This window comes from Promicromonospora iranensis, from assembly GCF_028994805.1.
Lineage (GTDB): Bacteria > Actinomycetota > Actinomycetes > Actinomycetales > Cellulomonadaceae > Promicromonospora > Promicromonospora iranensis.
The window spans coordinates 23,372-49,383 of sequence record NZ_JAJQQP010000010.1 but is presented as its reverse complement, the minus strand read 5'-3'; the positions used below and the strand labels follow the sequence as shown (position 1 = coordinate 49,383).

19 protein-coding genes are annotated in these 26,012 nt (G+C 71.0%); 9 read left to right on the top strand and 10 right to left on the bottom strand.

The annotated features are described in order from the left end of the window. Positions 1–187: 187 nt before the first annotated feature. A complete protein-coding gene (locus tag LUM46_RS17445; RefSeq protein ID WP_274995524.1) occupies positions 188–1,414 on the bottom strand; it encodes a tetratricopeptide repeat protein in 1,227 nt (408 codons plus the stop codon). 113 nt (positions 1,415–1,527) lie between these two features. Between LUM46_RS17445 and LUM46_RS17440 the strand changes: the two genes are divergently transcribed. Further along, positions 1,528–2,820, top strand: coding sequence for an AAA family ATPase (locus LUM46_RS17440; RefSeq protein WP_274995522.1), 1,293 nt, complete (start codon positions 1,528–1,530; stop codon positions 2,818–2,820). Positions 2,821–2,842: 22 nt separating this feature from the next. Here LUM46_RS17440 and LUM46_RS17435 read toward each other — a convergent pair whose 3' ends face one another. From LUM46_RS17435 to LUM46_RS17425, 3 genes are read right to left on the bottom strand one after another with little or no spacing between them, the layout of a single operon-like run. Next, positions 2,843–3,706 (bottom strand): PHP domain-containing protein, encoded by an 864-nt coding sequence (locus LUM46_RS17435; protein ID WP_274995520.1) that lies wholly within the window; start codon positions 3,704–3,706, stop codon positions 2,843–2,845. Beyond that, a complete protein-coding gene (gene manA, locus LUM46_RS17430) occupies positions 3,703–5,013 on the bottom strand; it encodes a mannose-6-phosphate isomerase, class I (RefSeq protein ID WP_274995518.1) in 1,311 nt (436 codons plus the stop codon). Before manA ends, LUM46_RS17435 begins: the two co-directional genes overlap by 4 nt. A gap of 2 nt (positions 5,014–5,015) precedes the next feature. Next, positions 5,016–6,776, bottom strand: coding sequence for a class I mannose-6-phosphate isomerase (locus LUM46_RS17425; protein ID WP_274995517.1), 1,761 nt, complete (start codon positions 6,774–6,776; stop codon positions 5,016–5,018). 151 nt (positions 6,777–6,927) lie between these two features. Between LUM46_RS17425 and LUM46_RS17420 the strand changes: the two genes are divergently transcribed. The 7 genes from LUM46_RS17420 (at position 6,928) to LUM46_RS17390 (ending at position 15,597) form a co-directional block, all read left to right on the top strand. Continuing rightward, positions 6,928–7,923 (top strand): ROK family protein, encoded by a 996-nt coding sequence (locus LUM46_RS17420; RefSeq protein WP_274995515.1) that lies wholly within the window; start codon positions 6,928–6,930, stop codon positions 7,921–7,923. Between the two features lie 184 nt (positions 7,924–8,107). After that, on the top strand, positions 8,108–9,409 hold the full coding sequence (locus tag LUM46_RS17415) for an ABC transporter substrate-binding protein (protein ID WP_274995514.1): 1,302 nt from the start codon (positions 8,108–8,110) through the stop codon (positions 9,407–9,409). Then, the gene (locus LUM46_RS17410; RefSeq protein ID WP_274995513.1) at positions 9,406–10,281 is read left to right on the top strand and encodes a carbohydrate ABC transporter permease; all 876 of its coding nucleotides are present in this window, start codon (positions 9,406–9,408) and stop codon (positions 10,279–10,281) included. The genes LUM46_RS17415 and LUM46_RS17410 overlap by 4 nt, the downstream gene beginning before the upstream one ends. Positions 10,282–10,313: 32 nt before the next feature. Continuing rightward, positions 10,314–11,120 carry a carbohydrate ABC transporter permease gene (locus LUM46_RS17405; protein WP_274995512.1) on the top strand — a complete coding sequence of 269 codons (807 nt, stop codon included), beginning with the start codon at positions 10,314–10,316 and terminating at the stop codon, positions 11,118–11,120. A 71-nt stretch (positions 11,121–11,191) separates the two neighbouring features. Next, positions 11,192–14,305, top strand: coding sequence for a glycoside hydrolase family 38 N-terminal domain-containing protein (locus LUM46_RS17400; protein ID WP_274995511.1), 3,114 nt, complete (start codon positions 11,192–11,194; stop codon positions 14,303–14,305). Positions 14,306–14,356: 51 nt separating this feature from the next. Further along, the gene (locus tag LUM46_RS17395) at positions 14,357–14,665 is read left to right on the top strand and encodes a hypothetical protein (protein ID WP_274995510.1); all 309 of its coding nucleotides are present in this window, start codon (positions 14,357–14,359) and stop codon (positions 14,663–14,665) included. Then, a complete protein-coding gene (locus LUM46_RS17390; RefSeq protein WP_274995509.1) occupies positions 14,662–15,597 on the top strand; it encodes a glycoside hydrolase family 76 protein in 936 nt (311 codons plus the stop codon). The genes LUM46_RS17395 and LUM46_RS17390 overlap by 4 nt, the downstream gene beginning before the upstream one ends. Here LUM46_RS17390 and LUM46_RS17385 read toward each other — a convergent pair. The 3 genes from LUM46_RS17385 to LUM46_RS17375 all read right to left on the bottom strand — a co-directional run bounded on the left by LUM46_RS17385 (position 15,579) and on the right by LUM46_RS17375 (position 19,242). Further along, positions 15,579–16,691, bottom strand: a complete 1,113-nt coding sequence (locus tag LUM46_RS17385; protein ID WP_274995508.1) for a LacI family DNA-binding transcriptional regulator — start codon at positions 16,689–16,691, stop codon at positions 15,579–15,581. The genes LUM46_RS17390 and LUM46_RS17385 overlap by 19 nt on opposite strands. A 168-nt stretch (positions 16,692–16,859) precedes the next feature. Next, positions 16,860–18,362, bottom strand: coding sequence for a ricin-type beta-trefoil lectin domain protein (locus LUM46_RS17380; protein WP_274995507.1), 1,503 nt, complete (start codon positions 18,360–18,362; stop codon positions 16,860–16,862). 262 nt (positions 18,363–18,624) lie between these two features. Further along, a complete protein-coding gene (locus tag LUM46_RS17375) occupies positions 18,625–19,242 on the bottom strand; it encodes a TetR/AcrR family transcriptional regulator (protein ID WP_274995506.1) in 618 nt (205 codons plus the stop codon). A gap of 68 nt (positions 19,243–19,310) precedes the next feature. Between LUM46_RS17375 and LUM46_RS17370 the strand changes: the two genes are divergently transcribed. Then, positions 19,311–20,435 (top strand): FAD-dependent monooxygenase, encoded by a 1,125-nt coding sequence (locus LUM46_RS17370; RefSeq protein ID WP_274995505.1) that lies wholly within the window; start codon positions 19,311–19,313, stop codon positions 20,433–20,435. Here LUM46_RS17370 and LUM46_RS17365 read toward each other — a convergent pair. The 3 genes from LUM46_RS17365 to LUM46_RS17355 form a co-directional block, all read right to left on the bottom strand. Then, positions 20,408–21,529, bottom strand: coding sequence for a N(5)-(carboxyethyl)ornithine synthase (locus tag LUM46_RS17365; RefSeq protein ID WP_274995863.1), 1,122 nt, complete (start codon positions 21,527–21,529; stop codon positions 20,408–20,410). The two genes, LUM46_RS17370 and LUM46_RS17365, sit on opposite strands and share 28 nt — an antisense overlap. A gap of 193 nt (positions 21,530–21,722) precedes the next feature. Next, positions 21,723–22,694: a hypothetical protein gene (locus LUM46_RS17360; RefSeq protein ID WP_274995504.1), complete on the bottom strand. Its 972-nt coding sequence runs from the start codon at positions 22,692–22,694 to the stop codon at positions 21,723–21,725. A gap of 227 nt (positions 22,695–22,921) precedes the next feature. Next, entirely contained in the window at positions 22,922–25,819 is a 2,898-nt protein-coding gene (locus tag LUM46_RS17355) for a glycosyl hydrolase (RefSeq protein WP_274995502.1), read from the bottom strand. Positions 25,820–26,012 lie beyond the last annotated feature (193 nt).

Sequence of the window (26,012 nt, the reverse complement as noted above, 5' to 3'; positions counted from 1 at the left end):
CGGCCCACCCTCTCCAGTCGATGCTTTTGCCGCCGATTGTCCCCGATCAACCTGAGACCAGGATGAGGACGTCGCCGCTGTGGTGCTGCCGGCCCGACGATGTGACGGACGGCGAAGGCGGCTCCGGTCGTGAAGCCAAGTGCCAGGAGACTGGCTACGGCGATCATGCGGCCGCGGGGCGCTCTCCTCAGGCGAACGCCGTGAACCAGAGTGCCGCGACGCCGCCCAGCAGCACCGCCATCACCGCGATGCCCAGTCCGCCGACGCCGGCCACGGTGCCGACGAACGCCACGGAGGAGAGAGCCGCGGCCAACCCGCCCCCGATGGTCAGCACCTTGACTCGTCCCGCCTTGACTGTGTGGGCGGAGCCGAGGGCCATCGCCCACAGGCCCAGAGCAGGAGCAAGGGTCGGGAAGAAGGGGAAGCTCCCTGTGAGGCCCACGGTGAGCACGACGACGGCCGCCCCCGCGAAGCCGAGGAAGGCGTAGGTCGCCAACCGCTCCGGACGGCCCAGCACGTGCCGGTCGCGGCTGAGCAGCAGCACGGTGTTCATCAGCGGCTCGAGGCTCCAGCTCAGCACGACGTACGCGAGCACGAGTGTGATGAGCGCGGTGGCCCACAGCTCGTCGTCGAACGGTCGCAGCAGCCGGATCAGGATCAGCGGCAGGAAGACCATCCCCACCCGCAGCGCCCTGGGCTGCGCCTGCAACCACATGCTGTAGCGCAGCAGGAGGCCATAGAGCGGGTTGCGTGACTTGAGGGAGAAAGCCAGACCCTCGCGGGCACCGGAGTCCGTGGGCGAGAGGCGCAACGCGGTCCGGTGCGCCTGGACGGCGGGAGAACCGCCGCCACGGCGCAGCGCCAGCAGGCCCTGGACGCGGTGCGCGACGACGTTCTCCGGGTCCAGGCGCAGGGCCTCGCACACTGCGGCGTCCGCCTCCCCGAACCGCTTCGTGTCGTACAGCGCGGCGGCCTGTACCGCCGCCGCGTCGGAGTCCTCGGGGTGGAGCGAGCGTGCCCGTGCGATGCTCACCAGTGCCTCGGCGGGCAGCTCCTGGGCCAGCAGCACGCGGGCCTCCTGGACGTGCAGCCCGGCGAAGTGCGGGGCCAGCGCGAGGGCCCGCCGGATGGCGTCGCGTGCCTCGGCCAGGCGATCCAGCCCAGCGAGGGACGCCGAGAGGATCGAGTAGGCCATCACGTGCTCAGGTGCCGCGCCCACGGCCGCGCGACTGACGTCGTGCGCCTCCTGGTGCCGGTCCTGCTGGAGGAGCGCGTGTGCCAGGTGGGCCAGGAGGTCGGGGTCGTCCGGGGTCGCGGCCAGCGCGGCGCGGAACTGCTGTTCCGCCTCCCGGCCACGGCCAAGCTCGAGCAGTGCCAGGCCCCGTCGCTCTGCGGCAACTGCAGTCTCGTTCATTCCCACCCCAGAACCCCGGTCGTGGCTCGGGTTCGAGCACGAATCACGCACACCGTAGAGGTCGCGGCTAGACCGGTCAAAGTGGTCGAAACTGATCCGGTACCGTTCGGCGAATGACGCATCCGGTGATCGACGCACTGCTCGTCGCGCTGACCGCTGATCCCGCCAATCACGCGGTGCGGGCACACGTCGCGAGACTGTTCGCGGAGGCCGGCCGGCCGGACGAGGCACTCACGCACGCCACCACGGTGCTCGCGGCTGTGCCAGACCATGTCGAGGCGCTCCGCACCGCGGCCGACGCCGCACGGGCGCTCGGCGACGAGACGAAGGCGGCGTCCTACGGCCGCCTCGCCGACGCGCTCGCTCCGGTGGACCCGCCGGCCACCCCGGCCGACGCCGAGGCAGCGTCATCCCCGGCCGCGCTCGCGGACGCACCGCACGCGGCTGCGGCTGCCATCCCGGACACCGCTGACGAGATCCTCGAACAGTGGTCAGGCAGCGAGCCCGTCGCCGAGCCCGCCCTCGGCAGGCTCGGACAGGCCGGCGTCACGCTGGCGGACGTCGGTGGCCTCGCCAGCGTGAAGAAGCGCCTCGACCAGTCGTTCCTCACGCCGCTGCGCAACCCGGAGCTGAGCAAGGAGTTCGGCAAGTCGCTGCGCGGCGGGCTCCTGCTGTGGGGACCGCCCGGCTGCGGCAAGACGTTCATCGCCCGGGCGCTCGCGGGGGAGCTCGGTGCGAGCTTCTACGAGATCGGCCTGAGCGACGTCCTCGACATGTGGATCGGCAGCAGCGAACGCAACCTGCGCGACATCTTCGACACGGCCCGTCAGAACCGGCCGTGCGTCCTGTTCTTCGACGAGATGGACGCCCTCGGCCAGAAGCGGTCGAACCTCCGCGGCGGCGGCTCGGCCATGCGCGGGGTCGTGAACCAGATGCTCTCCGAGCTGGATGGCGCGAGCACGGAGAACGACGGGCTCTTCGTGCTCGGTGCGAGCAACCACCCGTGGGACATCGACTCGGCGCTGCTCCGGCCGGGGCGGTTCGACCGGACCGTGCTGGTGCTCCCGCCGGACGTCGAGGGCCGCGAGGCGATCCTGCGACTGCACCTGCGCGGCCGTCCTGCCGAGCGGCTCGATCTCGCGAAGATCGCGCGGGCGACGGACGGCATGTCGGGTGCCGACCTCGCGCTGGTGTGCGAGCAGGCGACGGAGACGGCGATGGAGGAGTCGATGGCGTCCGGCCGGGTGGTGCCGATCACGCAGCGGCAGCTCCTGGAGTCGGCGAAGTCCGTGCGGCCGAGCATCGGAGAGTGGATGGAGACCGCCAAGAACTACGCGCAGTACGGCAACGAGACCGGTGCGTACGACGAGCTCGCGGCGTACCTGAAGAGGCGCCGTCGCTCATGAGGGAGGGGCCCAAGCCAGGCCCTCAGAGTGCGCGCGACCTGGTCCACAGATCTTCCGCCGCACGTCCCGGCCTGAACCCGAAGTGCTCGAGCATGGCGGTGGCTTCGGGGAAGTTCGCCGCGATCGCGTCGGGCGTGTGGGCGTCGCTGCCGATGCTGACTGCCTTGCCGCCTTCTTCGGCCCACCACTGCGGGATCCACGGCCAGAGGCGGCGCGTGTTCATCTCGAGGGCTCGTCCGCCCTCGGCGATCGACCGCATCGCTGCCCTGAATGCTTCCTCGAACGGGCGCGGGTCGAACGGCCCGACAGTCGCCGTGGGCCATTGGCGTACCGCGTAGTCGATGTGCGTGAAGACCTCGAACACGTCCGATCCCCGCACCATGACGGGAACCTCGTCGAGATAGCCATGCATCACGACCGCCGGATCGTGCTCACGGAAGAGCATGTTCGGTTCTGCGGCGCCCTCACCGAGGTCGATGGTGTGCAGCGAGCCGAGCACCCTGTCGATCAGGCCTAGATCGACGATCTGCTCTGCCTGAGCGCCGAACAGGTGCGGTTGCCCGAACTCCACACCGGTGTGGATCCGGAGACCGGGGAAGGCATGACGCATGCGATCGACGGCTTCGAGATAGCCTTCCGCGTCGAACGGGGCGAAGTCGACGCGGCCGGAGCTGTTGATGAAGTCCTGCTGGTGCGGCATCAGGTCCTCGGGCTCGGCGCGCCACGTGTCGGGGATATCAAGGTGTTCGGTGAAGTAGATCGCCGGCAGCCCGATCTTGACGGCGTGGGCGCAGGTCGCCTGCATGCGTCCGACGGCGTGCGACCGCGGGCCGCCGGTGTCCCACGACCACTCGCTGTGCACGTGGCTGTCAGCCGGCAACGTCATGCAGGGCCTCGCTCCGCACCCACCCGCAGGCCGGCGCCGGCCACGGCCAGCCGCCCCCGGCCCGCGACCGCGAGGGTCCGCTCGTCGGGCGTGACGAACACCGACTCGCCCGCACGCAGCACCGCGTCGCCGTCCTGCCCGGTCACGTGGACCTCACCGTCCAGCGCCAGCGCGATCGCTGGCCCGGACAGGTCGACGCGGGCCCCGGTGTCGGACGCCGTCACGACGGCCAGCGCGAAGTCCGGCAGCCCCGCATCGAAGAGCTCCGTCCCGGAGGCGACGCGCGCCGGGGCGAGGCGCGGGTCGTCGGTGACCCGGAAGGTCGCCAGGCGTTGCAGCTCGTGCACGTCGACGTGCTTGTCGGTGAGCCCGGCGCGCACCACGTTGTCCGACGCCGCCATGACCTCGATCGCGACACCGCGCAGGTAGGCGTGCACGGTGCCCGGCGGCAGGTAGACGGCCTCGCCGGGCCGGAGCGTCACGTGGTTCAGGAGCAGCGCCACGAGGACCCCGGCGTCGTCCGGCCGCCCGGCCGCGAGGTCCGCGAGGGTGTCGAGCTCGCGGTCGAGGCCGTGCCCGCGAGGCGCCTTGCGGGCGGATTCCGCCACGACCGGCACCAGGGTGCGCGCGGCCTCGTCGCCCGCGAGGAACGCACCGACCAGGCGCCGCAGCACCGGCTCCGGGTCGACGTCGGGGCCTGCGGACCGGTCCAGCGTGCGCCCGAGGTCGGCGAGCCGGTCCTCGCCCGCCAGCCGCCCGTCGTGCGCCGTCTCGGCCAGCTCCGCCACGAGCCGCCGGGTGGCCCCGAGCGGCCGGAACCCGACGAGCGCCTCGAACGGCCCGTCGAACGCCAGGGCCAGCTCGGGCTTGTGTCGCGGGTCCCGGTACACGCGGTCCGGGCCCGTCAGCGGCACCCCGCGGCGGTTCTCGTCGTCGTACCCCTGGCGTGCCCGGGTGGCGTCCGGATGCACCTGGATCGACAGCGGCGCCTCGGCGGCCACGACCTTCAGGAGGAACGGCAGCTCGTCCGAGGTGCGTCCCGGGCCCAGCGCGCGGTCCGGATCGGCGGCGATCCACGCGTCGAGGGTCGCGTGGCCGCCCGCCTGCACCGGGTCGGCCTGCACCGGGTCGGCCTGCACCGGGTCGACCTGCGCCGGGTCGACGATCCGGCTCGGGCACAGCGGGTGCGCCCCGAGCCAGAGCTCAGCCTCGGGCCGCCCGCTGGGCGGACGCCTCGTGAGGCGCGCGATCGCCGTCCGCGAGCCCCACGGGTAGTCGCGCGGTGTGTTCGTGACGCGCAGCAGCACCTCTACCTCGTCTCCGTGCCGCGGACGGAGGCCTTGACCGTGGCGTGGCGGGGCTCGTCGCCGAGGGGCCGCACGCGGTACCGGCCCGCGGCCGCGGGCACGATGAAGGTCTCGGCATAGTGCACCACGAACGGCTCGAATGCGTCGTCCGGGCTCTCGACGACGGCCTCGGACCCCTCGACCAGGTTGAGCACGTTGACCGTGCCGCCGGTGTCGTGGTCCACCGGGCCGGTGAACCAGTGCCGGCGTACCTCGATGAACTCGAGCTCGTGCAGGCCGGTGCGCTCCTCGCGCCACCCGTCACCCTCCGCGACCGTCTCCACGCGGTCCACGAGGTGCTCGGTGGTCCACTCGGTGTCCCGGTCCCACTGGACGTTGGCCAGGGCGTGGTCCAGGTGGATGGGCCGGGGCACCCCGTCGAGTCCGACGCGGCCCCAGTCCCACATCTTGAACGTGAAGATGTACGGGGTGGCGGAGATCTCCAGCACCATCGAGTCGGCGCCCGAGCAGTGGACGGTCCCGGCGGGGATCAGGAAGTGGTCGTGCTTCTTGGCGGGGAACGCGTTGATGTACTGCTCGACCGGGAAGGGCGCCTCGCCCCGCTCCGCGCGCCGCAGGTCGGCGGCCATCTCCTCGCGGTCGGCCCCCGTCTTCGTCCCCAGGTAGACGACGGCGTCGTCCGTGGCGTCGAGCAGGTAATAGCTCTCGTCCTGCGTGTAGTGCATGCCGAAGGTGCGCTGGATGTAGTCGGTCAGGGGGTGCACCTGCAGGGAGAGGTTGCCGCCCTCCATGGTGTCCAGGAAGTCGAACCGGATCGGGAACTCCGCGCCGAACCGCGCGAAGGTCCGCTCGCCCAGCAGCTCGACGGGCCGGGCCAGCACGGCGTCCATGGCGGGGATCTCGACCACCTCGTCGCCCACCGCCAGCAGCAGGCTGTTCTCCTCCGGCACGCAGTCGAAGCACCAGGCGTAGTTCTCCTTAGCGTGGTCCAGACCGCAGACCTCCTTCATCCACTGGCCTCCCCAGACGCCGGGGTCGAAGAACGGCACCACCCGGAACGGGCCCTTGGTCGCGGTGGCCAGCCCTGCGCGGAAGGCGTCACCGGGGACGAGCTTGGCGTCGGCGACGGAGCCGTTGGCGTCCAGCAGGAAGTCGATGCGGTCGAAGAGCTCTCGTTTGTGCTGGTCGGCGATCCGCCACTCGACGAAGTAGCCGCGCTTGAACTTGCGCAGCGGGTCGTCCGACCCGTTCGAGGCGCGCCAGTTCGCCAGGCCGGCCCGGTACCGCTGCTGGATCTCCCAGCGGGCGAGGTCGGCGAGCACGAGCGTGGCCGCCGGCACGGGCACGAGCGTGGCGCCCCAGCCGACGAGGACCACCTGCCCGTCGGCCCCGGCGACCTGGCGGGCGACGTCGGCCAGCCGCTCCGGGTCGTAGAGCTCGTCGAGGGTGCGGTGCGACATGATGCCGAACACGCGGTCGTCGGTCAGGTTGTCGCCGATCAACGCCTCGATCCGCTCGGGGCTGTGCGCGGCGGCACGTTCGACGTCGATCACCGTCGCGGCGGGCAGGGCCCGCTCGATCTCCTTGACGTACGCGTCGACGTCGCTCGCGGGGTAGGTGTCGATGACGATCGTCCCGCCGTCCGCGTGCTCGGCGAGCGCGGCCCAGACCCCGTCGCCGCGCCAGGCCGGGTGCGTTCCGGGCACCCGGACCACGGGCGCCTTGTCGTAGCGGTGCGGTGCGGCCGATGGGGGAATGCGCATGTGGCCCTCTCTACGGGTCGGACGAGCCAGGGCGGTGCGGACCGACGTCGGCGGCACGCCTTGGTAACGATACCAAGACTATGTCATCATCGGTTCGTGCCGTCCAGGCACGGGGCGGACGCACGGAGGCGGCCGCCCGGGAAGGGAGCTGATGACGTCTCGTGAGCCCGCGCCGCCGGCGCCGAACCGGCCGGTGGCCACCCGGTCCCACGACCGGCAAGGAGACGGCGGGGGCCCGATCGCCACGGCCGTGGACGTGGGCGGCACCCACGTCACGGCCGCCACCGTGGAGCGCGGCTGGGCGGTGCGGGACGAGGTCCGCCTCCCGCTCGACTCGGCCGCGCCTGCGGACCAGGTGCTCGACGCCGTGGCGGACTGCGTGCGCCGGTCTCGCGCAGCAGGGGCGGTCGCCGGCGGGCCGGTCGCGGTCGCGATCCCGGGGCCGTTCGACTACGGGCGGGGCATCGGCGACTTCCGCGGCGTCGACAAGTTCGCCGCGCTGCGGGGCGTCGACCTGCGGGGCGAGCTTGCCGCGCGCCTGGGGCTGGAGCCCGCCGCGGTGCGCTTCGTCAACGACGCGGAGGCCTTCGGCCTGGGCGAATGGGCAGCCGGGGCAGGGGCGGGCGTCGCCCGGGTCGTGGCCGTCACGCTCGGGACCGGGGTGGGGTCGGCGTTCGTGGACCAGGGCCGCTGCGTCACGACCGGGCCGCTGGTCCCGGCGGACGGCAACATCCATGTGGTGCGGGTGGGCGGGCGGCCGCTCGAGGACGTCGTCTCGCGGCGCGCCCTGCGGCTCGGCTACCGGGCCCTAACGGGCCGGGACGTCGACGTGGTCGACATCGCCCACCGCGCGCGGGGCGGGGACGGCGTGGCCGTCCGGACGCTCGAGAGCGCCATGAGCTCCCTGGCGGGTGCGCTGGCCCCGTGGCTGGAGGTCTTCGCGCCGGAGCGGCTGGTCGTGGGCGGTTCGATGGCGGCGTCGTCGGACCTGCTCTTCCCGCCGCTGGTCGCGGGGCTCGCGACGGCGATGGCCCGCCCGCCCGTGGTGCGCGCGGGCGCGCTGCCCCGGGAACGAGCGAGCCTGCTGGGTGCCGTGGTCGCATCGCAGGCCGCTCAGAAGGGCTCTTCGAGCCGCTCGATGCGGTAGCGATACCACGTCAGGGCGTCGAATCGCGCCTAGCAGACGGCGCTGGCCTGCGAAGACGCCGGAATCGTCCGCCGATGAGCAGGGAATCCGACCACCGGCCTTGCCTCACACGTCTTGGTATCGATACCATCTCCACCATCATGCTCGCTGGCGCCGGAGCCAGCGACGAGACCAGGAGGTCCGAATGTCAGCGAAGACGCTGCCCCGAGCGATGGTCGACAGGCGGACCGTCCTGCGCCTCGGCGCGGGTCTCGGAGCCGCCGCCGTGCTGTCGTCGTGTGCGCGCGGCACCCTGACCCGGGCGGCGTCCGGGGCGGACGTGACGCTCACCAACGACAACCCCACCTGGGCGTCCGGGTTCGAGAGCATCGGCAAGGTGCTCCGCGAGCGCACGGGCCACGGCGTCTCCGTGCGGGCGGTGCCCGACGTGAGCGGGTACCAACAGCTTGTGCGCATGTCCGCCCGTACCGACTCGACCACGGACCTGGTGAAGTGGTGGAACGGCTACCGCCTGCGCGACATCGCCCGGTCCGGCATCTTCGCCGACCTGTCGACGGTCTGGGACGACGCCGAGCGTCGTGGCTGGGTCTCCCCGGCGGCGCGCGAGAGCTTCAGCCACGACGGCCGTCCGTACGCCATCCCGCTGTACCAGTCCTACTACGCGATCTTCTACAGCAAGCCGGCCTTCGAGCGTCTCGGCCTGTCGGTGCCCAGCACCTGGGACGAGTTCATCACCACGGCGGAGGCCCTGCGCGACGGCGGCGTGGTGCCCATCGGGAGCGGTGGCGCCACCACGTGGGAGTCGCTCATCTGGTTCCAGCAGCTCGTCAACGGCCTGGACCCCGACTTCTACCGGGCGCTGACCGAGGGCGAGGCCTCTTACACCGACGACACCGCCCAGGAGGCCATGGCGCTCTGGGTCGACATGTACGACCGCGGCCTGTTCTCCCCGCCGGACTTCGCGGTCCAGGAGGCACCGGGCCGGTTCACGGAGGGCACCGTCGGCATGAACCTCTACGGCACCTGGCAGGCCGCCAGCTACGTGCAGGCCGGGCTCGACGAGGAGACGTTCGGGCTGTTCCTGCTGCCCTCGGTGAACCCGGACGCGCCGGCGGCCGTCGTCACCGAGAGCGGGGCCCTCGCCGTGTCCGAGAACGGGCACAAGCGCTCCGCGGCGCTGACCGTGGCCGCCGACTGGCTCAGCACGGACGCCCAGCAGGTCTGGGTCGACTTCCTGAACGACCTCTCGGCCAACACCGCCGCGCTGCCGCCCGTCCAGCCGGTGCGCGACCTGGCCCGCCAGGTGGAGCAGGCCCGTCCCGTCCTGGCCACCCGCTACTGGGAGGCCTCCCCGCCCGCCCTCATCGAGGGCAACGTCCAGGAGCTCAGCGCGTTCATGGCGAACCCCACCGCGGCGAGCGCCCGCAGCACGCTGCAGCGCATGCAGGAACGGGCCGACATCGAGTGGGAGATGTGGTCGCTGTGAACAACCGTGCCACCCCGTGGGCCGCCCGCAGCTGGGCCGCCGTCTTCATCGCACCTGCCGTGGCGCTGGTCGGCGCCCTGCTCGTGCTGCCGTTCCTCTTCACCGTCTACCGCAGCTTCTTCAGCGACGACGGCCTGTCACGCAGCTGGGTCGGCCTCGACAACTACGCGACGCTGGTCACCGACGAGTCGTTCCTGCGGTCCCTGCTGAACACCGGCATCTGGACGGTGGGCACGCTGCTGCTGCCGGTGCTGCTCGGGCTGCTCATCGCGGTCGCCACCAACAGCTCCGGCTGGGGCAGGTTCACCCGGTTCGCCGTCGTGCTGCCGTACGCGCTGTCCGGGTCGGTCACCGCGATCCTGTGGAACTTCATGCTCCAGACCGACGGCGGGGTCAACGCGATCCTCGGGCTGCTGGGGCTGTCGGCGCTGGAGCAGCCGTGGCTGCTCGAGTGGCCGACCAACACCTTCGCGATGATCCTGGCCACGACGTGGCAGGCCACCGGCGCGAACATGATCCTGTTCCTGGTCGGCCTGCAGGCCATCCCCACCGAGACCATCGAGGCGGGGCGGCTCGACGGCGCCGGCGGGTTCCGGCTGCTGCGCGAGGTGATCCTGCCCCAGCTGAAGCCCATCAGCATCGTCGTGATCGGCATCTCGCTGGTCGGCAGCCTCAAGACGTTCGACATCGTCTGGCTGCTCACCCGCGGCGGACCGGGCACGGCCTCCGAGACGCTCGCCCTGACGATGTACCGGCAGACCTTCACCCTGAGCCGCTACGGGTACGGCGCCGCCGTCGCCGTCGTGCTCACCGTGATCGTGCTCGCCGCCTCCTGGATCTACCTGCGGCGCCAGCTGCGATCCGACGACTGACCGCGCCCCGACGACTGAGAGAAGGCCTAGCGATGGCACGACGACTGCGCAACGCGCTCCTGGTGGCCGTGGCGCTGCTGTGGCTGCTGCCCACCTACCTCGTGGTGGTGAACGCCTTCACGGCGGCCGACGAGTACGTGGGACCCCGCTGGTGGTTCACCTCGTTCGCCCTGGCGGAGAACATCTCCACGGCCTTCGCCACCGCCGACATCGGCCAGGCGATGTGGAACACCTTCCTGTACTCCGCCGGCTCCGCGCTCATCGCGGTGGTGGTGGCCGCCCTGGCCTCCTTCGCGGTGGTGATCATGCCCGTGCGCCGCCCGGTGCTCTGGTTCTGGCTGATCTACGCCGGCACCCTCCTGCCGCTGCAGGTCTTCCTGTCGCCGCTGTTCAACGCCTACGCCGCCACCTCCCTGTACGACACGCAGTACGGCATGGTCCTGATCTACTCGGCCCTCGCGGTGCCGTTCGCGTTCTTCGTGGTGCGCAACTACCTGACCACGGCGCCGAAGGAGATGCGCGAGGCCGCGCAGCTCGATGGCGCCGGCTGGTTCACGATGTTCCTGCGCATCCACCTGCCGCTGGCGCGCGGCGCGATGGTCGCGGCGTTCCTCTTCCAGTTCCTCGCCACGTGGAACGACCTGCTGTTCGGCATCACCCTGTCCACCAGCCCCAACGTGCGCCCGCTCATGGCGGCGCTCGCGGAGCTCAACGGCCAGTACTCCGGTCTGGGCCCGCCGGTCATCCTCGCGGCGGGGCTGGTGGCCTCGATCCCCACGGTGGTGCTGTTCCTCTCGTTCCAGCGGTTCTTCGTCAACGCGCTGCGGCTCACGCCGTAGCCCTCCGAACCCGGCCGTTCCCACCTGCCCTACCCGATGTGATCACCCGACGTGAGATTGGTGTCTTCCCGATGAGCCGTGCACTGGTCAAGGACCACCCCTGGTCGCTCGACAGAGCCCGTTCCGAGATGGTCGGCCGCGCGGTCGCGGCCCAGGCCGTGATCGGCGGACGGCGGGTCCGGGTGATCCCGGAGCCGCTGCTGCGCCGGGACACCGGGTCCGGCATGCTGCAGAGCGTCCGCCTCGAGGCCGACGGCGCGAGCCCCGGCCGGGTGGTGCTGCGGACGCCGTCGGGCACGGCCGTGGAGCCCGGGACGCTGCCCGGGCCGGCGGGCTCGGTGCGCGTGCTGCTGCCCGCGGTGAGCGAGGCGACCGACGTGACCCTGGAGCTGCCCGACCTGGGTCCGGACGCGGTCACGTTCGAGCAGGAGCCGGTGCGGGAGTGGTCGATCCACCTGGTGCAGCACTCCCACTTCGACATCGGGTACACCGACCCGCAGGGCACGGTGCTGCGCAACCAGCTCGCGTTCCTCGACTCCTGCCTGGACCTGGCCCGCGCCACGCAGGACCGGCCCGAGGAGGGCCGGTTCCGCTGGTCGCTCGAGGCGCTGTGGCCGTTCGAGCAGTGGGTCAGGTCGCGCCCGGCGGCGCACGTGGAGGAGTTCCTGGACCGGGTGCGCGACGGGCAGCTCGAGCTCACCGCGCTGCCGTACAACCTGCACCTGGACACGTGCTCCACCGACGAGCTGCACGAGCTGCTGCGCCTGTCGCGCGACGTGCGCGAGCGCTACGGCATCGACATGCCGGTGGCCATGCAGACCGACGTGCCCGGCCAGCCCGTCGGCCTGCCCGACGCGCTCGCGCAGCAGGGCGTGCGGTACCTGTCCGTGGCGCACAACTGGGCGGGCCGCTCCGTGCCGCACCTCAACGGCGGCCAGCACCTGCCGCGGCTGTTCCGGTGGAGCGCGCCGTCCGGGCGCAGCGTGCTGGTGTGGATGACCGACAGCCCGCACGGGCTCGCGTACATGGAGGGCGCCAACCTCGGGTTCACGACGTCGTACGACCTGGTGGACGAGCTGCTGCCGGCCTACCTGACCGCGCTCGCCACCAACCCGTACCCGTACGCGCCCGGCGCCTTCGGCTGGCACGGTCCCGCCGTGACCGACCGCGAGCCGTACCCCTGGGACGTGCTGCACCTGCGGGTGCTCGGGCGGCACAGCGACAACGCGCCCGCCAGCATCATCCATGCCGACATCGTCCAGCGGTGGAACGAGACGTGGGCCTACCCGCAGCTGCGCACGTCGACCAACGCCGACTTCTTCCGCGCCGTCGAGGAGCGGGTCGGCGACGACGTGCCCACGCTGACCGGCGACTGGGGCGACTGGTGGGTCGAGGGCGTGGGCAGCGCCGCCCGCCCGCAGGCCATGACGCGGCAGGCGCAGGCCACGCTCGCCGACGCCCAGACGGTCAGCGGCATCGAGCGGCTGCTCGGCGGCGAGGGCGTGCCCGCGGAGACCGAGCGCTCCGCCGCCGTCTACTCCTCGATCTCCCTGTTCAACGAGCACACCTGGGGCGCCTCGGACCCGTGGACGCACGCCGACTCCGGGCGGCTGTCCGGCAGCGAGCAGTGGCACTGGAAGTACGGCCGGGCGCTCGCGGCCCGCGACGACGCCGACCTGTTCCTCGACCACGCCTCCGCCCGCCTCGGCGCGCTGCTGCGGGAGGAGCCCGACGCCGACAGCACGTACCACGCCGTCAACACCGCCGGCTTCGCCCGCACCACCACCGTCTCCCTCTTCGTGCGGGAGAGCCGGGTACCGCTCGACGAACCCGTGCTGGTCCGCGACAGCCGCACGGGCGCGACCCTGCCGAGCGAGACCGTGCCGCAGACCAACCCCGAGAACCGTGCCGCGGGCCGCTTCGTGCGCGTGCACGTGCCCGACGTGCCGGCGCTCGGCTCGGTGCGGCTGACCGTCCACCGGACGGGGCAGACCGAGTCACCCGCGCCGTCCGCACCCGCCGCGGCGGACCCGCTGGTCCTCGAGAACGAGCACCTGCGCGTCCGGGTCGACCTGGAGCGCAGCTGCGTGGCGTCGATCCTCGACAAGGCCACGGGCCGGGAGATCGTCGACCAGGACGCCGTCGTCGGCATGAACGGCTACGTCTACGACACGTACACCACGGCGGGCGGGTACAACCACCAGTCCAACAAGACCTCCGTCTCCGCCGAGCTCGAGCTGCTCGGCTCCCGCACCACGGCCGGGCCGAGCCACCTCGTCGAGCGCGTCAGCACCCCGGTCGAGGAACGCCTGACCTACCGGTTCGCGGCCGACGGCGTGCACCACGTGCTGGTCACGCTCGTGCTGCCCCGCGACGCCGCGCGCCTGGAGGTGGAGAACCGGCTGGCCAAGCCCGCCACCATGACCAAGGAGAGCGCCTTCCTGGCCTTCCCCTTCGCCGTCCCCGAGCCACGCGTGCGCTACGAGATCACCGGCGGCCTCACCGGCCCCGGCCTGCCGCAGGTACCGGGCGCGCCCCAGCACATGCGCGCCGTGCGCGACTGGGTGTCGTTCGACGACGACGAGCTCGCGATCGCCTGGGTGACCGCCGACGCCCCGCTCGTGCACCCGGAGGTCATCTCCCTGCCCTACGCCCCGTTCCCCGAGAGCATGACGCCGCGCCAGCCCGCCACCGTCTACTCCTGGGTGCACAACAACGTCTGGGACACCAACTTCCCGGCCGAGCAGGGCTTCGAGACCTCGTTCCGCTACGCCGTCGGGCTGCGCCGCGCGGGGGAGAACATCAGCCCCGCCGCCCTGGCGACACGGACCGCCGCCGAGCTGACCCGCCCCGTGCTCGGCGTGCTCGCCACAGCACGAGCAGGCACGCCCGCCGCGGCGACCGCGGTCGAGCACGCCGACCGGTCCCTGCTGCAGCTCGACGACGACCGGGTGCGGCTCGTCGCCGTGACCGCCACCGGCACCGACGGCGAGAACCTCGTCCGGCTCCAGTCCTACGCCGAGGAGTCCGTGGTGGTCCGGCTGCGCCCCGGCTTCGACGTCACCCGGGCCGCGACGGCCACCTACCTGGGCGACCCGGTCGACCCGCTCGCGGTGACCGCCGACGGCATCGCCGTACCGATCGCACCGCAGGGCACGACGGCCGTGCTCCTGACCACCCGCTGACCGGGCTACGAGCCCGCGACCACCGGTCCACAACCCACGAAGGAGTGCGCTGTGCCTGAACCCCGACTGCCCTTCCCCCTGCCCGTACCCGCGACCCTGCCCCTGTCCCGCCGCGCGTTCACCGCCGGGCTCGGCGGTGCCGGGCTGGCCGTGCTCGCAGCCCCGCTGCTGGCCACGCCGGCGACGGCGAACCCGGCCGCCGACCACTGGCGCCGTCGTGCGCTCGACGGCTACGCGGCCCTCCAGCGGCACCTGTACCCCCGGACACCGGCCTGTACAACGAAGGCCTGGACCCCGAGCCGGGGGAGAACCAGTACTGCTTCGTCTGGCCGCTGCGCGAGGCCACGGCGGCCACCGTGAACGTCGACCGGCTCCCCGGGTCCGGGCGCCGCTTCGCCGCCGACGTCGCCGACCGTTTCGCCGGCCTCGAGCGGTACTGGGAAGCGGACCGGGGCGCGTACGCGTCCTACCCGCCCGCCCCGCTCGGCGGCGGTGGGGACCCGTTCTTCGACGACAACGCCGTGATCGGCCTCGAGCTCGTGCGCCGCTACCGCATGACCGGCGAACCCGAGCTGCTGCGCCGGGCCCGACGGGTCTTCGACTTCCTGCCCCGCGCCTGGGACACCGACCCCGACGTCGAGCACCCGGGCGGCATGCACTGGGTCGAGGCCGACTGGAACCCCTACCGGGGCGCGGCCAACGTGACCAGCCTCGCCTCCGAGCTGGCCGTCCACCTCTACGAGGAGACCGGCGAGACCCAGTACCTCGACTGGGCCCGGCGCACCTACGAGTGGGTCCGCGTCGCCCTCAGCCGCGCGGACGGCCTCTACGCCAACGGCATCCTGCTGGACGGCACCGTCGAGGAGACGCTCTGGACCTACAACTCCGGATCGATGGTCGGCGCGGCAGCCCTGCTCCACCGCGCCACGGGCGAGCAGCACTACCTCGACCAGGCGACGACGGACGCGGCCGGCGCCGTCGACCACTGGCTGCACGGCGACCGGCTCTACGACCAGCCCGTGGTGTTCAACGCCATCCTCTTCGCGAACCTGCTGCTGTTCGAGTCGATCGCCGGCGCTCGCGGTTCCGGCGTCGTCGACGGCATGAGCCGGTACGCCGAACGCATCTGGGCGCAGAACCGGGACGAGGCCTCGGGCCTGTTCCGGTTCCAGTCCGGCGGCGGGGGAGCGCCCGACCCGGACGCACAGCCCCAGACCCTGCACCAGTCCGGCGCGATCCAGGTGTTCGCGCTGCTCGCCTGGCGCAAGCAGGACTACGGCGACGCCGCCTGAGCCGGTTCCTGAGCGGGCTCGGTGCCGGGCAGGCGCTCCTCCGACCGACGGCGGGTACGGATCGACGTCGGCAGCTCGATCGTCCGGGTCGGCCGGTCGGGGCGCTTGCCCTGCAGCCGCACGAGCAGCAGCTCCGCTGCCGTGCGGCCCAGCTCGCGCGCGTCGTGCGTGACCACGGAGAGGTCGCCCGGCACGAGCTCCTCCAGGTCGAAGGTGTCGAAGCTCGCGAGCCGCACCCGGGCGAACAGGTCGGTCCCGCGCGCGGCGGAGGCGGCGTGCAGAGCCTTGATGGCACCGACCATGTTCCGGTTGTTGGCGCCGAAGATCGCCGTGGGCGGCTCGTCGAGGGCGAGCAGCTCGCGGGCGGCGGTCTCGGCGGAGTGGATGTCCTGCTGGCCGCGCCGGACCAGCTCGGGCAGCACAGGGACACCCGCCGCGGCGTGCGCCCGCTCGAACCCCTCGTACCGTCGCTGCCCGGTGAAGACGGAGACCGCGTTGCCGACGAACGCGATGCGCCGGTGTCCTTCCTCCAGCAGCAGGGCGGTGACCCGCTCCGCGCCGCGCACGTCGTCCACGATGACGGCGTCGACGTCCACGCCGTCCTGCCGGCGTGAGGCGAAGACCAGGGGCACACCGTGCCGCTGCTCGGGCCGCAGGTGTTCGGACGGGCCGCCGGCGGGCACCACGATGAGCCCTTCCGTCTGCCGGCCGACGAAGTCCGCGATGAGCCGCGCCTCCTCCTCGGGGTCCTCGTGCGAGGTGCCGAAGACGACGCGCCGGTTCGCCTCGCTCAGGATCTCGCCGATCCCCTCGAGCACCTCGGCGTAGTACGGGTTCGCGAGGTTGGTCACGACCACGCCGACCAGCCCGCTGCGGTGGCCGGGCCGCAGGCTCCGGGCGTTCTCGTTGCGGCGGTAGCCCAGGGCGCGCACGGAGGTCTCCACCTTGCGGCGCATCGTGGCGCTGACGTGCTGGCCGCCCGAGAGCACGCGCGAGACGGTCATCGGGCTGACGCCGGCGTGCCGCGCGACGTCGCTGATGGTGGGGACGGTGCGCGGCTCCTTCGCCCGTTCCTCGTTGCCCGGCTCAGCCATAGTCAGAACCTATGGCACATGCCCGGTTCGGGCGAACTGCCGGGTGGAGCGGGAGGCAGCGCCGGGTGGCTGTCAACGGCGCGATCCGGTCGCGATGCCCAGGTGCTCGGCGGCGGCGGCGGCGGGCGAGGCTAAGACCTCGCCCGCCGCGTAGGTGTCAGGCCGCGATCACGAGCTTCTGATCGTCCAGACCTGGTTGGTGCTGCTGGTGTTGCAGGTGTCCTGCTTCAGGCGGGCGCTGTTGGCAGTGGATGCGCTCGGGACGTCGATGCACTTGCCCGAGTTCCTGTTCTTGAACTGATGGTCGCTGCCCACGCTGACGCGCTGCCACTGCTGGTTGCTGCCCGCGTTGCAGGTGTACTGCGTGATGTTCGCGCCGTCGGCCGTGGACCCGCCGTTGACCTCGATGCACTTGCCGGAGTGCTGCGCGACGAGGTGGTAGTAGCCGTTGCCGAGGTCGTTCAGCGCGATGCGCTGGTTCGTCCCGGTGCCGCAGGTGTACTGGGTCACCTCGGCCGCGTTCGACATCGATGCGGAGACGACGTCCATGCACTTGCCGGAGTGCTTGGCGGCGATCGTGCCCGCACGGGACCCGGAGCCGGTGCCGCCGCTGGGGTTCACGTTGTCCCCCATGGCATACCGGTACTGGTTGGCGCCCGAGTAGTTGCGGATCGTCAGGTCGAGCGCTGTTCCGCTGCCGCTCTTGACGTAGATGGAGTACCAGTCGTAGCCGATGTTGCCCTGCTTGCCGCCGGCGGCCGGCCAGTACACGCCACCCATGGAGTTGTCGCGCATGACCTGGGCGACGGCCCGCAGGTACCGGACCATGTTGTCGGCACTGCCGCTGTCGTTGTAGTTCAGGCCGTTGTTCATCGCGGAGCCGAACTCGGTCACGACGGCGCGCGACGCGCAGTTGCCCAGGCGGGTCGTGATGTGCGACCTCCAGGCGTCGTAGGTCATCGCGCTGTACATGAAGGTGTACGTGTGGAACGAGAGCAGGGTGCTGTTGAAGCGTGAGTCGTTGCAGACATCGCGCAGGTCCTGGCTGTAGCCGGTGCCGCCGATCAGGACCCGACCGTCGGGAGCGTTGCTGTGCGTGCTGAGCCAGGCGGCGGCCGTGTCCCGCCATGCGGTCGAGGAGTAGCCGTGCGGCTCGTTCATCGGCTCGAAGTAGACGAGGCTGTTCGAGGCGTACTGGGACAGGACCGTGTTCCACATGGAGTTCCAGGCGGAGGTGTTCGTGATCCTGCCGCCGGAGGCGGCGCCGTCCTCCCAGTACGCGAGGATGACCTTCCACCCGCGGGCCGTGGCTGCGTCGATCGTGCCGCGGTAGGCGCCCCACCAGGCCGTGCCGACCGTGTGGGTGTTGACGGGCAGGCGGACGGTGTTGACGCCGAGCGTCGACTCCATGTCGCCGTACAGTGCGTTGGCCTTGGCCCGCACGGTGTCGTAGCTGTCCGACGACGAGAGCCCGTCGAGCACCAGCGGGCTCGTCGAGAAGTTGTCGCCGGGGACTGCCCAGTTCATGCCGCGGAACTGGTCGGTGGCCGCAGCGGCGGGGGCGCTGCCCGCGACGGCGGTGAACGGCAGGAGGGTCAGGACGGCCAGCAGGGCGGTCAGGCGCGCCCAGGGCCGTCGGGTGTGTGGGGAGGTTGGACGGAGTGTCGTCACGGTGCAACCCATCTCGCGCATCATTGCGCGTGTTCGTCTCTGAACTCACGGAGGGCTTCGATGCTGATCGTTTGCACAGGTCAGCGTCGCCGTAAGGGTTCCATTCGAACACCATGTGGTCAAGAGTCGGCCTTAAAAGAACAGAAACGATCACAGGGTGAAGGCCGGTGCCGCCCACTCGGCCGGAAGGGCCGAGCCGTCGTTCGATGCACGCCTTTCGGGGGCGTCAGGACTTGCGCTGAGACCGAGAGGCGATGGCGGGTCAGGACGAGCCGTGTGATCCAGTCGGAGCACGCCCTGCGTTGACCAGGGGCAGAAAGACGTCGTCGACGATTTCCAGGATGACGGAGTCGGGTACCGGTGCGTAGGTGAGGAGGAACTCCATCCGGAACAGGTCCACCGGGACGCGCAGTACCCGTTCGGTGATCGTCTCGGGGTCGAGCTCGCCCCGTGCGGCGGCTCGTTCGGCAATGACCTGCATGATCGGGTTCTTCCCGCCGGTGGCCGCCTCGATGAGGTCGCCCAGCGAGACGCCGGTCGCGCGGTAGTAGTCGCCCAGTCGGGTCAGCAGCTGCACGGCCATGACGATCCTGGTGCTGTTGGTCTGCTGGAGGGCGGCGATCACGTCGCCGCGGAGGCTGCCGGTGTCCGGAGGGTCGGCCGGCTCGCCACCCATCACGTGCAGCACCGCGGCATGCACGAGCTCCGCCTTGGCGGGCCAGCGGCGGTAGAGCACGGCGCGGCCCGTCCGGGCGCGCTGGGCGACGCCGTCGTAGGTCAGGTCGTCGTACCCGCGCTCGGCCAGCTCGGCCCACGCCGCGTCGAGCAGCGCGGTCTCCAGCTCGGCGCCGCGGCGCCGTCGTTCCACATTAAGAGTCAAGGTGTCTCCTCTGCGTGCTACGGTACCAGAGCACTTAAGAGACAACGTGTATCTTGAAGGAGATCAACATGCGGATCCTCATCACCGGTGCCGGGCTCGCGGGCCTGTCCGCGGGCATCACCCTCGGGGGCTCGGGCCACGACGTCACGATCGTGGAGCGTGCCGCCCGGCTGCGGACCGGGGGAGCGCCGATCGACCTGCGCGGCGACGCCGTCGGCGCCGCGGGCCGGATGGGCATCCTGGACGCGGTGCGGGACGCCCGCCTCACGATGACCGAGACCGTCCACTTCGTCGGGCCCGACGGAGCCGTGCTCGCCACGGTGCCGCAGGAGATGGTCGGCGACTCGGCCGACGACATCGAGATCGCCCGCGAGGACCTGACCCGCATCCTCCAGGACGCGCTGCCGGACGGCGTGCGCCTGGTCTTCGACGAGCACGTCACCGCCCTGGCCGACGACGGCACGGGCGTGGACGCCACCTTCGCGTCCGGGGCCACGGGCCGGTTCGACCTTGTCGTGGGAGCGGACGGCATCCACTCCGGGACCCGGCGCCTGATCTTCGGCCCGGAGAGCGAGTACCTGCGTCCGCTGGGATACTACGTGGCGTTCGGGCGGATGCCCGGTCGGGAGGAGTCCACGAGCCGGGAGAACTCGTTCTACAACTACCCCGGCCACCTGATCGGGCTGGCTCGGTATCACGACAAGGTGATCGCCGTGGCCACCTTCCGCTCCGAGCCGCTCGACCATGACTACCGTGACCCCGACTCCGCCCGACGCATCCTCGCCGACGCGTTCGCCGGCCACGACGAGTGGCGCGTGCCCGAGCTCGTCGACGCTCTGGTCCGGGACCCGGACCTGTACTTCGACACCGTGGCGCAGATCCACATGGATGCCTGGCACAGGGGCCGGGTGGTCCTGCTCGGTGACGCCGCCTCGGGGCCCTCCGGTCTGTCCGGGCGTGGCACGTCGCTCGCCCTGACGGGGGCGTCGATCCTCGCGGAGACCCTCGACGCCCGCCCCGCCGACCTTGACGCCGCCCTCGCCGAGTACGAGGAGCGGCAGCGCCCGTACGTCACGCACGCCCAGGCGACCGCCGCACCGGGCGGGGAGCTGCTGGTGCCGCCGACGACCGAGGCGATCGAGGAACGGAACCGGCAGCTCAACGCCTACGCGACGACGCCGGTCAGTCCCTGAGGGTGCGGATAGGCCGGTTCGCGGCCCTGGAAGCTCAGGATGCTGGGGTTCTGGATCACGCCGTCGTGGATCTCGATCGCGCGGGAGACGGTGAAGTCGTCCGCCCACGCGGTCGGGCCTTCCATGACGGTGCGCAGGAACGGCAGGAGCGCTTCGCTGATCTCCCATGTCGCCGAGTTCCACAGGTACGACGGGGTGTGGTCGACGGCGTAGTAGTCCACGCCCCGGCCGACCTTGAACATCGGCTCGTCGAACGTGGTGGGCCTCGCCCACTCGAAACCCATGCCTTCGTCGCACGAGACGTCGACGATCAGCCCGCCCGAGGTGAACTGCTCCAGGTCCTCGGTCCGCAGGTAGGTGAGCGGCGCGGCGACGTCCTGGAGCGTGCAGTTGACGACGATGTCGTGCGAGGCGAGGAACTCGGGGAGCAGCACGTCACCGGCCTGGGTGTGGACCTCGCTGAGGTGGGCCGGGCCGTCACCGGTGTTGAGCTGGGTGATGTGTGCGGTGTGGATCGGAGAGCCGACCGCCGCGACGCCACGCTGCGTGAGGACCTGGATGTCGTGGATCCCGTGCGCCTTGAGCGCGGTGACGGCCCCTCGTGCCGTGGCCCCGAACCCGATGACGACCGCGCTGAGCCGTGGCCCGTAGTCGCCGGTCGAACCGACCAGGCTCAGTGCGTGCAGCACGGAGCAGTAGCCGGCCAGCTCGTTGTTCTTGTGGAACACGTGCAGGCTGAAGTCACCGCGAGGCGTCCAGTGGTTCATCGCCTCGAAGGCGATCAGCGTGAGCCGGCTGTCGATCGCGGTCTGCGTCATCTCGGCGTCCTGCACGCAGTGCGGCCATCCCCACAGCACGCGGCCCGGCGGGATCGATGCGACGTCCGCCGCCTGCGGCTTGGGCAGGAGCAGCACGTCGGCGGACTCGAGCACCTCGGCGCGTTCCGCGACCCTGCCCACGCGCGCCTCGAGATAACCGGGTTCCAGCTGGAAGTCAGCGCCGTAGCCACGCTCGACGATCATCCGCGCACGCATGTCCGGGTCGATCCGGTCCAGGTGATGGGGATGTATCGCCAGTCGCCGCTCGTTCTCCATCGAGGAGCCTGCCAGCAGGCCGAGCGTGAGCAGCTCGCCGCTCGACGAGGAGGTGCTGGAGGAAGCGGTCGGGAGAGCAGCGGGAGGTTGCTTGGCGTCGGAGATCTGGATTCCCATCCGTTGGGGAACCGAGGTCAGTTCCTCCCTCGACTGTACGCCGGTATCCCGCGCGGCCTGACCGCAGTGCGCTCTCTCACACCAGCGCGGCCAGCCTCGAGACGGATGCGACGTGCACCTTCTTCGTGCGCCACGTGCTGCCGTCGTACTTCGAGGCTCCGCTCTCGAACAGCAGGTAGACCTTCCCCTGGTAGACCGCCATGCCCTCGGACATCGGCGGCGCCTGGAAGCACCGGGACCGTGCCTGCGTCTCGAAGTTCGTCGTGTAGTCCCGGCCGGTCACGTAGACGTTCGAGCGGTTGCCCCGGCCCCACGACGTCGAGAAGAGGTAGCGGTTGTTCAGCACCACGAGGCCCTGTGTCTTGAGCGGCACCTGACGCCGCGCCCAGCCGGTGTCCCGCGAGAGGCGGCCGTCCGTGCCGAAGTCGTACCGGTACATCCAGTCGCGGGAGGACGAGCTGAACTTCCCGGCGTACAGCTTGCCGTCGTACGCGTACATGAAGCTCGCGGCGTAGCCCAGATTCTGGAGCGTGCCGTAGTAGGACACGTACGGCATGCGACCGGCGCTGGTCCTGCGCTGCGCCACCGCGCTCCGGACGGACGACTTCGCGTAGCGGCGGACCTTCGTGTTGTCCTCGTCCGTGACGTAGATGTACTTGCCGCGGATCGTGATGCCGCCGGCGTGGGTCTCCTTGATCTTGAACCCGCCGACCACGTTCCCACCTGGCGTCATCGCGTAGACGAGGCTGTTCCCGCCGTCCTTGTGGTACATCGCGACGAGGAACACGTCCGCCGTGCCGCCGTTCCAGTCGTGCCACGTCGTCACCGACTGCGGCACGTAGCTCGCCAGGTAGTGGTCGCCGTCGATCCGCCCCGTGAAGTTGTTCGTGTAGGTCGGCGATGCCCACTCGTCGCCGCCGCTCTGGCACGTGATGGCGGACGCCGTCGCGAGGGTCGGCACCTTCTCCTGCGGCGCGACGACGGTCGCGGTGGTCGCCAGCGCGACCACACCTGCGACGGCTGCGAGCCTGCTGAGCAACTTCTTCATCGTCTGCCTCCGACGGTCCGGGCCCGGACGCTGACCGCGGCCTGGCTCTCAGGAGTGTCACACAGGTGGTGTCCGCGGAGGATGGGGAGAACTCCCCGGCCACGCCCGGGCTGAGCTCGACGGCGAGGGCACGGGGCCGGACGGTGTCAGGGCGCTGGGGCCCGACTCGGTCGCATCCGATGGCCCCGGTCGCTACCGACCGGGGCCATCGTGTTCCTTGGTGCTCGTCAGCTCACCGTCAACGGCCCGAACGGCACCTCCAGCACGGAGTCCTCGAGGTTCACGAGCGAGGGCGCGTTGCCGACCACGTTCCAGATCTCGACCTGGATCGTGCCGTCCCTGAGGTCGCCGAGGGTGCCTTCGGAGCTTTCCAGCGCCTGGTTCACAGAGGTGTAGCGCTCGAAGCCCGGGACCGGGTCCGTGGCGAAGTATCTGTACGACTCCACCCGGTCGAAGGAGCCGTCGCCGCTGAGATCGTAGGAGACGCGCAGTCGCGTGCCGTTGCCGACATTCGCTTCTGCGTCCACGCCGAGATCGAACGCGGTGCGCAGACCGCCGAACTCGCCCGTGACGTGCTCCAGCGTGGCGGTGAGCCCGGTGCTCGGATCACCGACCGCATCCGGTCCTGAACGCGCGCCCAGCACGGCCGTGGTAGCAGAGCCGGGCTCGGTGGCCAGGGCGCCGTCTGCGGTCAGGTAGAACGTCGTCGCGGCACGGACAGGCGGATCTGTCGGATCCGTCGGGTCCGTCGGGTCCGTCGGGTCGGTCGGGTCCGTCGGGTCGGTGCCGCTCGCGGCGCCGCCCCCGCTCCACGTGTGAGCACCCGAGGTGACGGTCTTCCCCACCGGCACCGTGAGCGAGGTCCCGTCCGAGAACCCGACCGTGAGGGGCGACTGCGTGATGTTCGAGGCCACGTAGGTGCGCGCCCCGTTCTTGGTGAAGACGGCTGCCACCGGGGAGTCGGCCGTCACCGCCGGGTCGACCGTGCCCAGCCCGGCAAGGTTGGCGATCCAGTGATACGTGTGCGCGCGGCTCTCTCCCTCCTCCACCGGGTACTCGCGGTCGGCATCGAGTGCGGCGAGCGCTCGCTGACCGTTCCCGAGCGCGAGATACGACCACAGGATGTCCTGCCAGACCGTCGGACCGCCGTTGTTCGCCGCGACCATCTCGTCGTAGTTGGCGACGACGTCATCGGGTCTGAGGCCCAGGTAGAGGTGACCACCGGTGATCGGGAGCGTGTTGATGCCCTGGATCATCTCGGCCTCACCGCTGAACCAGGTCGCGTACGCCCCGCCGCTGCCCCAGATCATGCCCACGGTGGAATGGCCGAAAGCATCGGGCATCGCGCCGGACCCGTCGAACCAGTACTGCTGGATCGCCGCCGTCTGCGTGGCGTAGAGGTAGATCCCGGCATCGCGCGTGGCGTCGTCGCCGGTGGCGACACCCCACTGGATGAGGCCGTTCGCGAAGTTCTGGCCCTCCGAGCTCGACTCCTGGTTGTTGCCGTTGACGAACGCGCCGTGGCCTGCCGCCCAGTCGTGGCCTGCGTAGATGTCGAAGTCACGGAGATACGGGTAGCGCAGGTCGGTGCGATCGAAGTTGTTGGCATCCGCGATCAGCTCGTCGACCATGCCGCCGAACTCCTGGTCGGTGGCCCATTCCGGATCGAACCGCGCCAGCGTGGCGGCTGCCACGATGAAGTAGCCGTAGTGGAAGTGGTGGTCGTTCAGCTCTTTGTCCGAGCCGTATCCGGCGGGGAAGCCCACCAGGGTGCCCCAGTTCTCGTTGTACGCGAACAGCTGCTCCGTCTCGCCGGGGCTCGCGGTGAACCAGTCCGTGAGCGTGGCCTCGATCTGTTCGAGCGCCGTATCGCGCACGCTCGTGCGGTCGAGCTGATCGGCGATCTCCGCGATCCGCACCGCGCGGCCGAGCGCCTTTCCGGTCCAGTAGGTGTCGGTGGCGTCGATGCTCATCGGGTCGTCCGCCTCGGCGTCGAGCAGGGCGTCGAGCCGCGCGTTCGCCTCGCCCTCTGCGGTCGCGACCGCGGGGACCTCCGGCAGGACACCGGTGAACGGAGTCTCTGTCGTGAACGACGTCGCTCCGATGAGCGTGTTCATCGTGCCGCGTGCGGACTCGTAGTCGCGATCGGAGGCCGCGCCGCCGCCCGGCCCGTCGCCGGCAGATCCCTCGAGGTACACGTCCTGATGCGGGTAGAGCGCCGCGATCGTGCCCGCGTTGGTGCCCTCGTGCGCCTCGGTCTCGAAGGAGTAGGTCGTACGCACGATGCTCGTCGCCTCGTCGTATTCGTAGTCGGCGCGGGTTCCGGTCACCTCGACATAGGCGTACGGGGTGTACGAGTCCGCCTGGGCGGTCCGCGCCGCGTCGTCGTCGTCCGGTGTTGTCGGAAGTACGGCGACAGAGAGGTAGCCCTTGCCGGAGAGGTTGCTGCTCAGCACGCTGCCAGAGGTTGACCAGGACGATCCGGTCGGCGCGAACGCGACGTAGTCGGCGCCGCCGGTGCTGAATCCGATCCGGGCGCCGTCGCGGAGCCACACACGAAGGTCCGACGCACCGGTGAGGCGCGCATCGCCGCCGGTCATCTCGAACCACGTGACGGGAAGCCCGTGCCCGATCGTCGCCGTCATGGAGCGTGCTCCGTCGCTCCAGGAGGGGGTGACCGTCCAGTCGCTCCAGTCGGCGACCTCGGCGACGGATGCGTTCAGACCCGCTACCCCGACGACGAGGTCCTCGCTGTACGGGTAGTGAAACTCCCCGATCCCACCGGGCGTTCCGTAGAGGGTGGGCTGCTGGGTGTACGAGAGCCCGAGGCCCTCGGGCGACGGCTTGTACGACACGGGGTGCGCGTGCAAGGGCTCGCTCATCGAGCAGTCGAACTTCTTGAAGCTCAACGAGGACCACCAGTCGTTCGTCGGCACAGCCCCTTCCGGCGCCGAGTCGGTGATGAACGCGCGAGCGTCGGTGGCGAGCGGGGCGCACCCCTCGGGTGCGGGGCCGACCTGATCGGTCGTGTAGCTCCCGGCACCAACGGGCGTCGGTTCGGCCGCCACGGCCGGGGCGGCACTGGCCGTGGAGAGTGCGACCACGACTGCCGTGAGAACAGCCATGTGTGAACGCCATTCCCGGCGTCGGCGTCGGGACCCGAGCCGGTGATCGCCGTGCGGTCGCACCGCTGGTTGGGGATTGGCCGTCGAATCTGGGCTGGAAGAAGGATGGAACATCGTTGTCCTCTCGGAGCCGCCCACCATGGGGTGCTTGGCTCATCTCGTTCCCGCGTCGTCGAGGGTGATGAAGGACTTG

Excerpts from the sequence above, each read along its gene's own strand:
- LUM46_RS17445 (WP_274995524.1), bottom strand. The coding sequence starts at position 1,414 with ATGAACGAGACTGCAGTTGCCGCAGAGCGACGGGGCCTGGCACTGCTC.
- LUM46_RS17440 (WP_274995522.1), top strand. The coding sequence starts at position 1,528 with ATGACGCATCCGGTGATCGACGCACTGCTCGTCGCGCTGACCGCTGAT.
- LUM46_RS17435 (WP_274995520.1), bottom strand. The coding sequence starts at position 3,706 with ATGACGTTGCCGGCTGACAGCCACGTGCACAGCGAGTGGTCGTGGGAC.
- LUM46_RS17425 (WP_274995517.1), bottom strand. The coding sequence starts at position 6,776 with ATGCGCATTCCCCCATCGGCCGCACCGCACCGCTACGACAAGGCGCCC.
- LUM46_RS17420 (WP_274995515.1), top strand. The coding sequence starts at position 6,928 with ATGACGTCTCGTGAGCCCGCGCCGCCGGCGCCGAACCGGCCGGTGGCC.
- LUM46_RS17415 (WP_274995514.1), top strand. The coding sequence starts at position 8,108 with ATGTCAGCGAAGACGCTGCCCCGAGCGATGGTCGACAGGCGGACCGTC.
- LUM46_RS17405 (WP_274995512.1), top strand. The coding sequence starts at position 10,314 with ATGGCACGACGACTGCGCAACGCGCTCCTGGTGGCCGTGGCGCTGCTG.
- LUM46_RS17400 (WP_274995511.1), top strand. The coding sequence starts at position 11,192 with ATGAGCCGTGCACTGGTCAAGGACCACCCCTGGTCGCTCGACAGAGCC.
- LUM46_RS17385 (WP_274995508.1), bottom strand. The coding sequence starts at position 16,691 with ATGGCTGAGCCGGGCAACGAGGAACGGGCGAAGGAGCCGCGCACCGTC.
- LUM46_RS17370 (WP_274995505.1), top strand. The coding sequence starts at position 19,311 with ATGCGGATCCTCATCACCGGTGCCGGGCTCGCGGGCCTGTCCGCGGGC.
- LUM46_RS17365 (WP_274995863.1), bottom strand. The coding sequence starts at position 21,529 with ATGGAGAACGAGCGGCGACTGGCGATACATCCCCATCACCTGGACCGG.
- LUM46_RS17360 (WP_274995504.1), bottom strand. The coding sequence starts at position 22,694 with ATGAAGAAGTTGCTCAGCAGGCTCGCAGCCGTCGCAGGTGTGGTCGCG.
- LUM46_RS17355 (WP_274995502.1), bottom strand. The coding sequence starts at position 25,819 with ATGGCTGTTCTCACGGCAGTCGTGGTCGCACTCTCCACGGCCAGTGCC.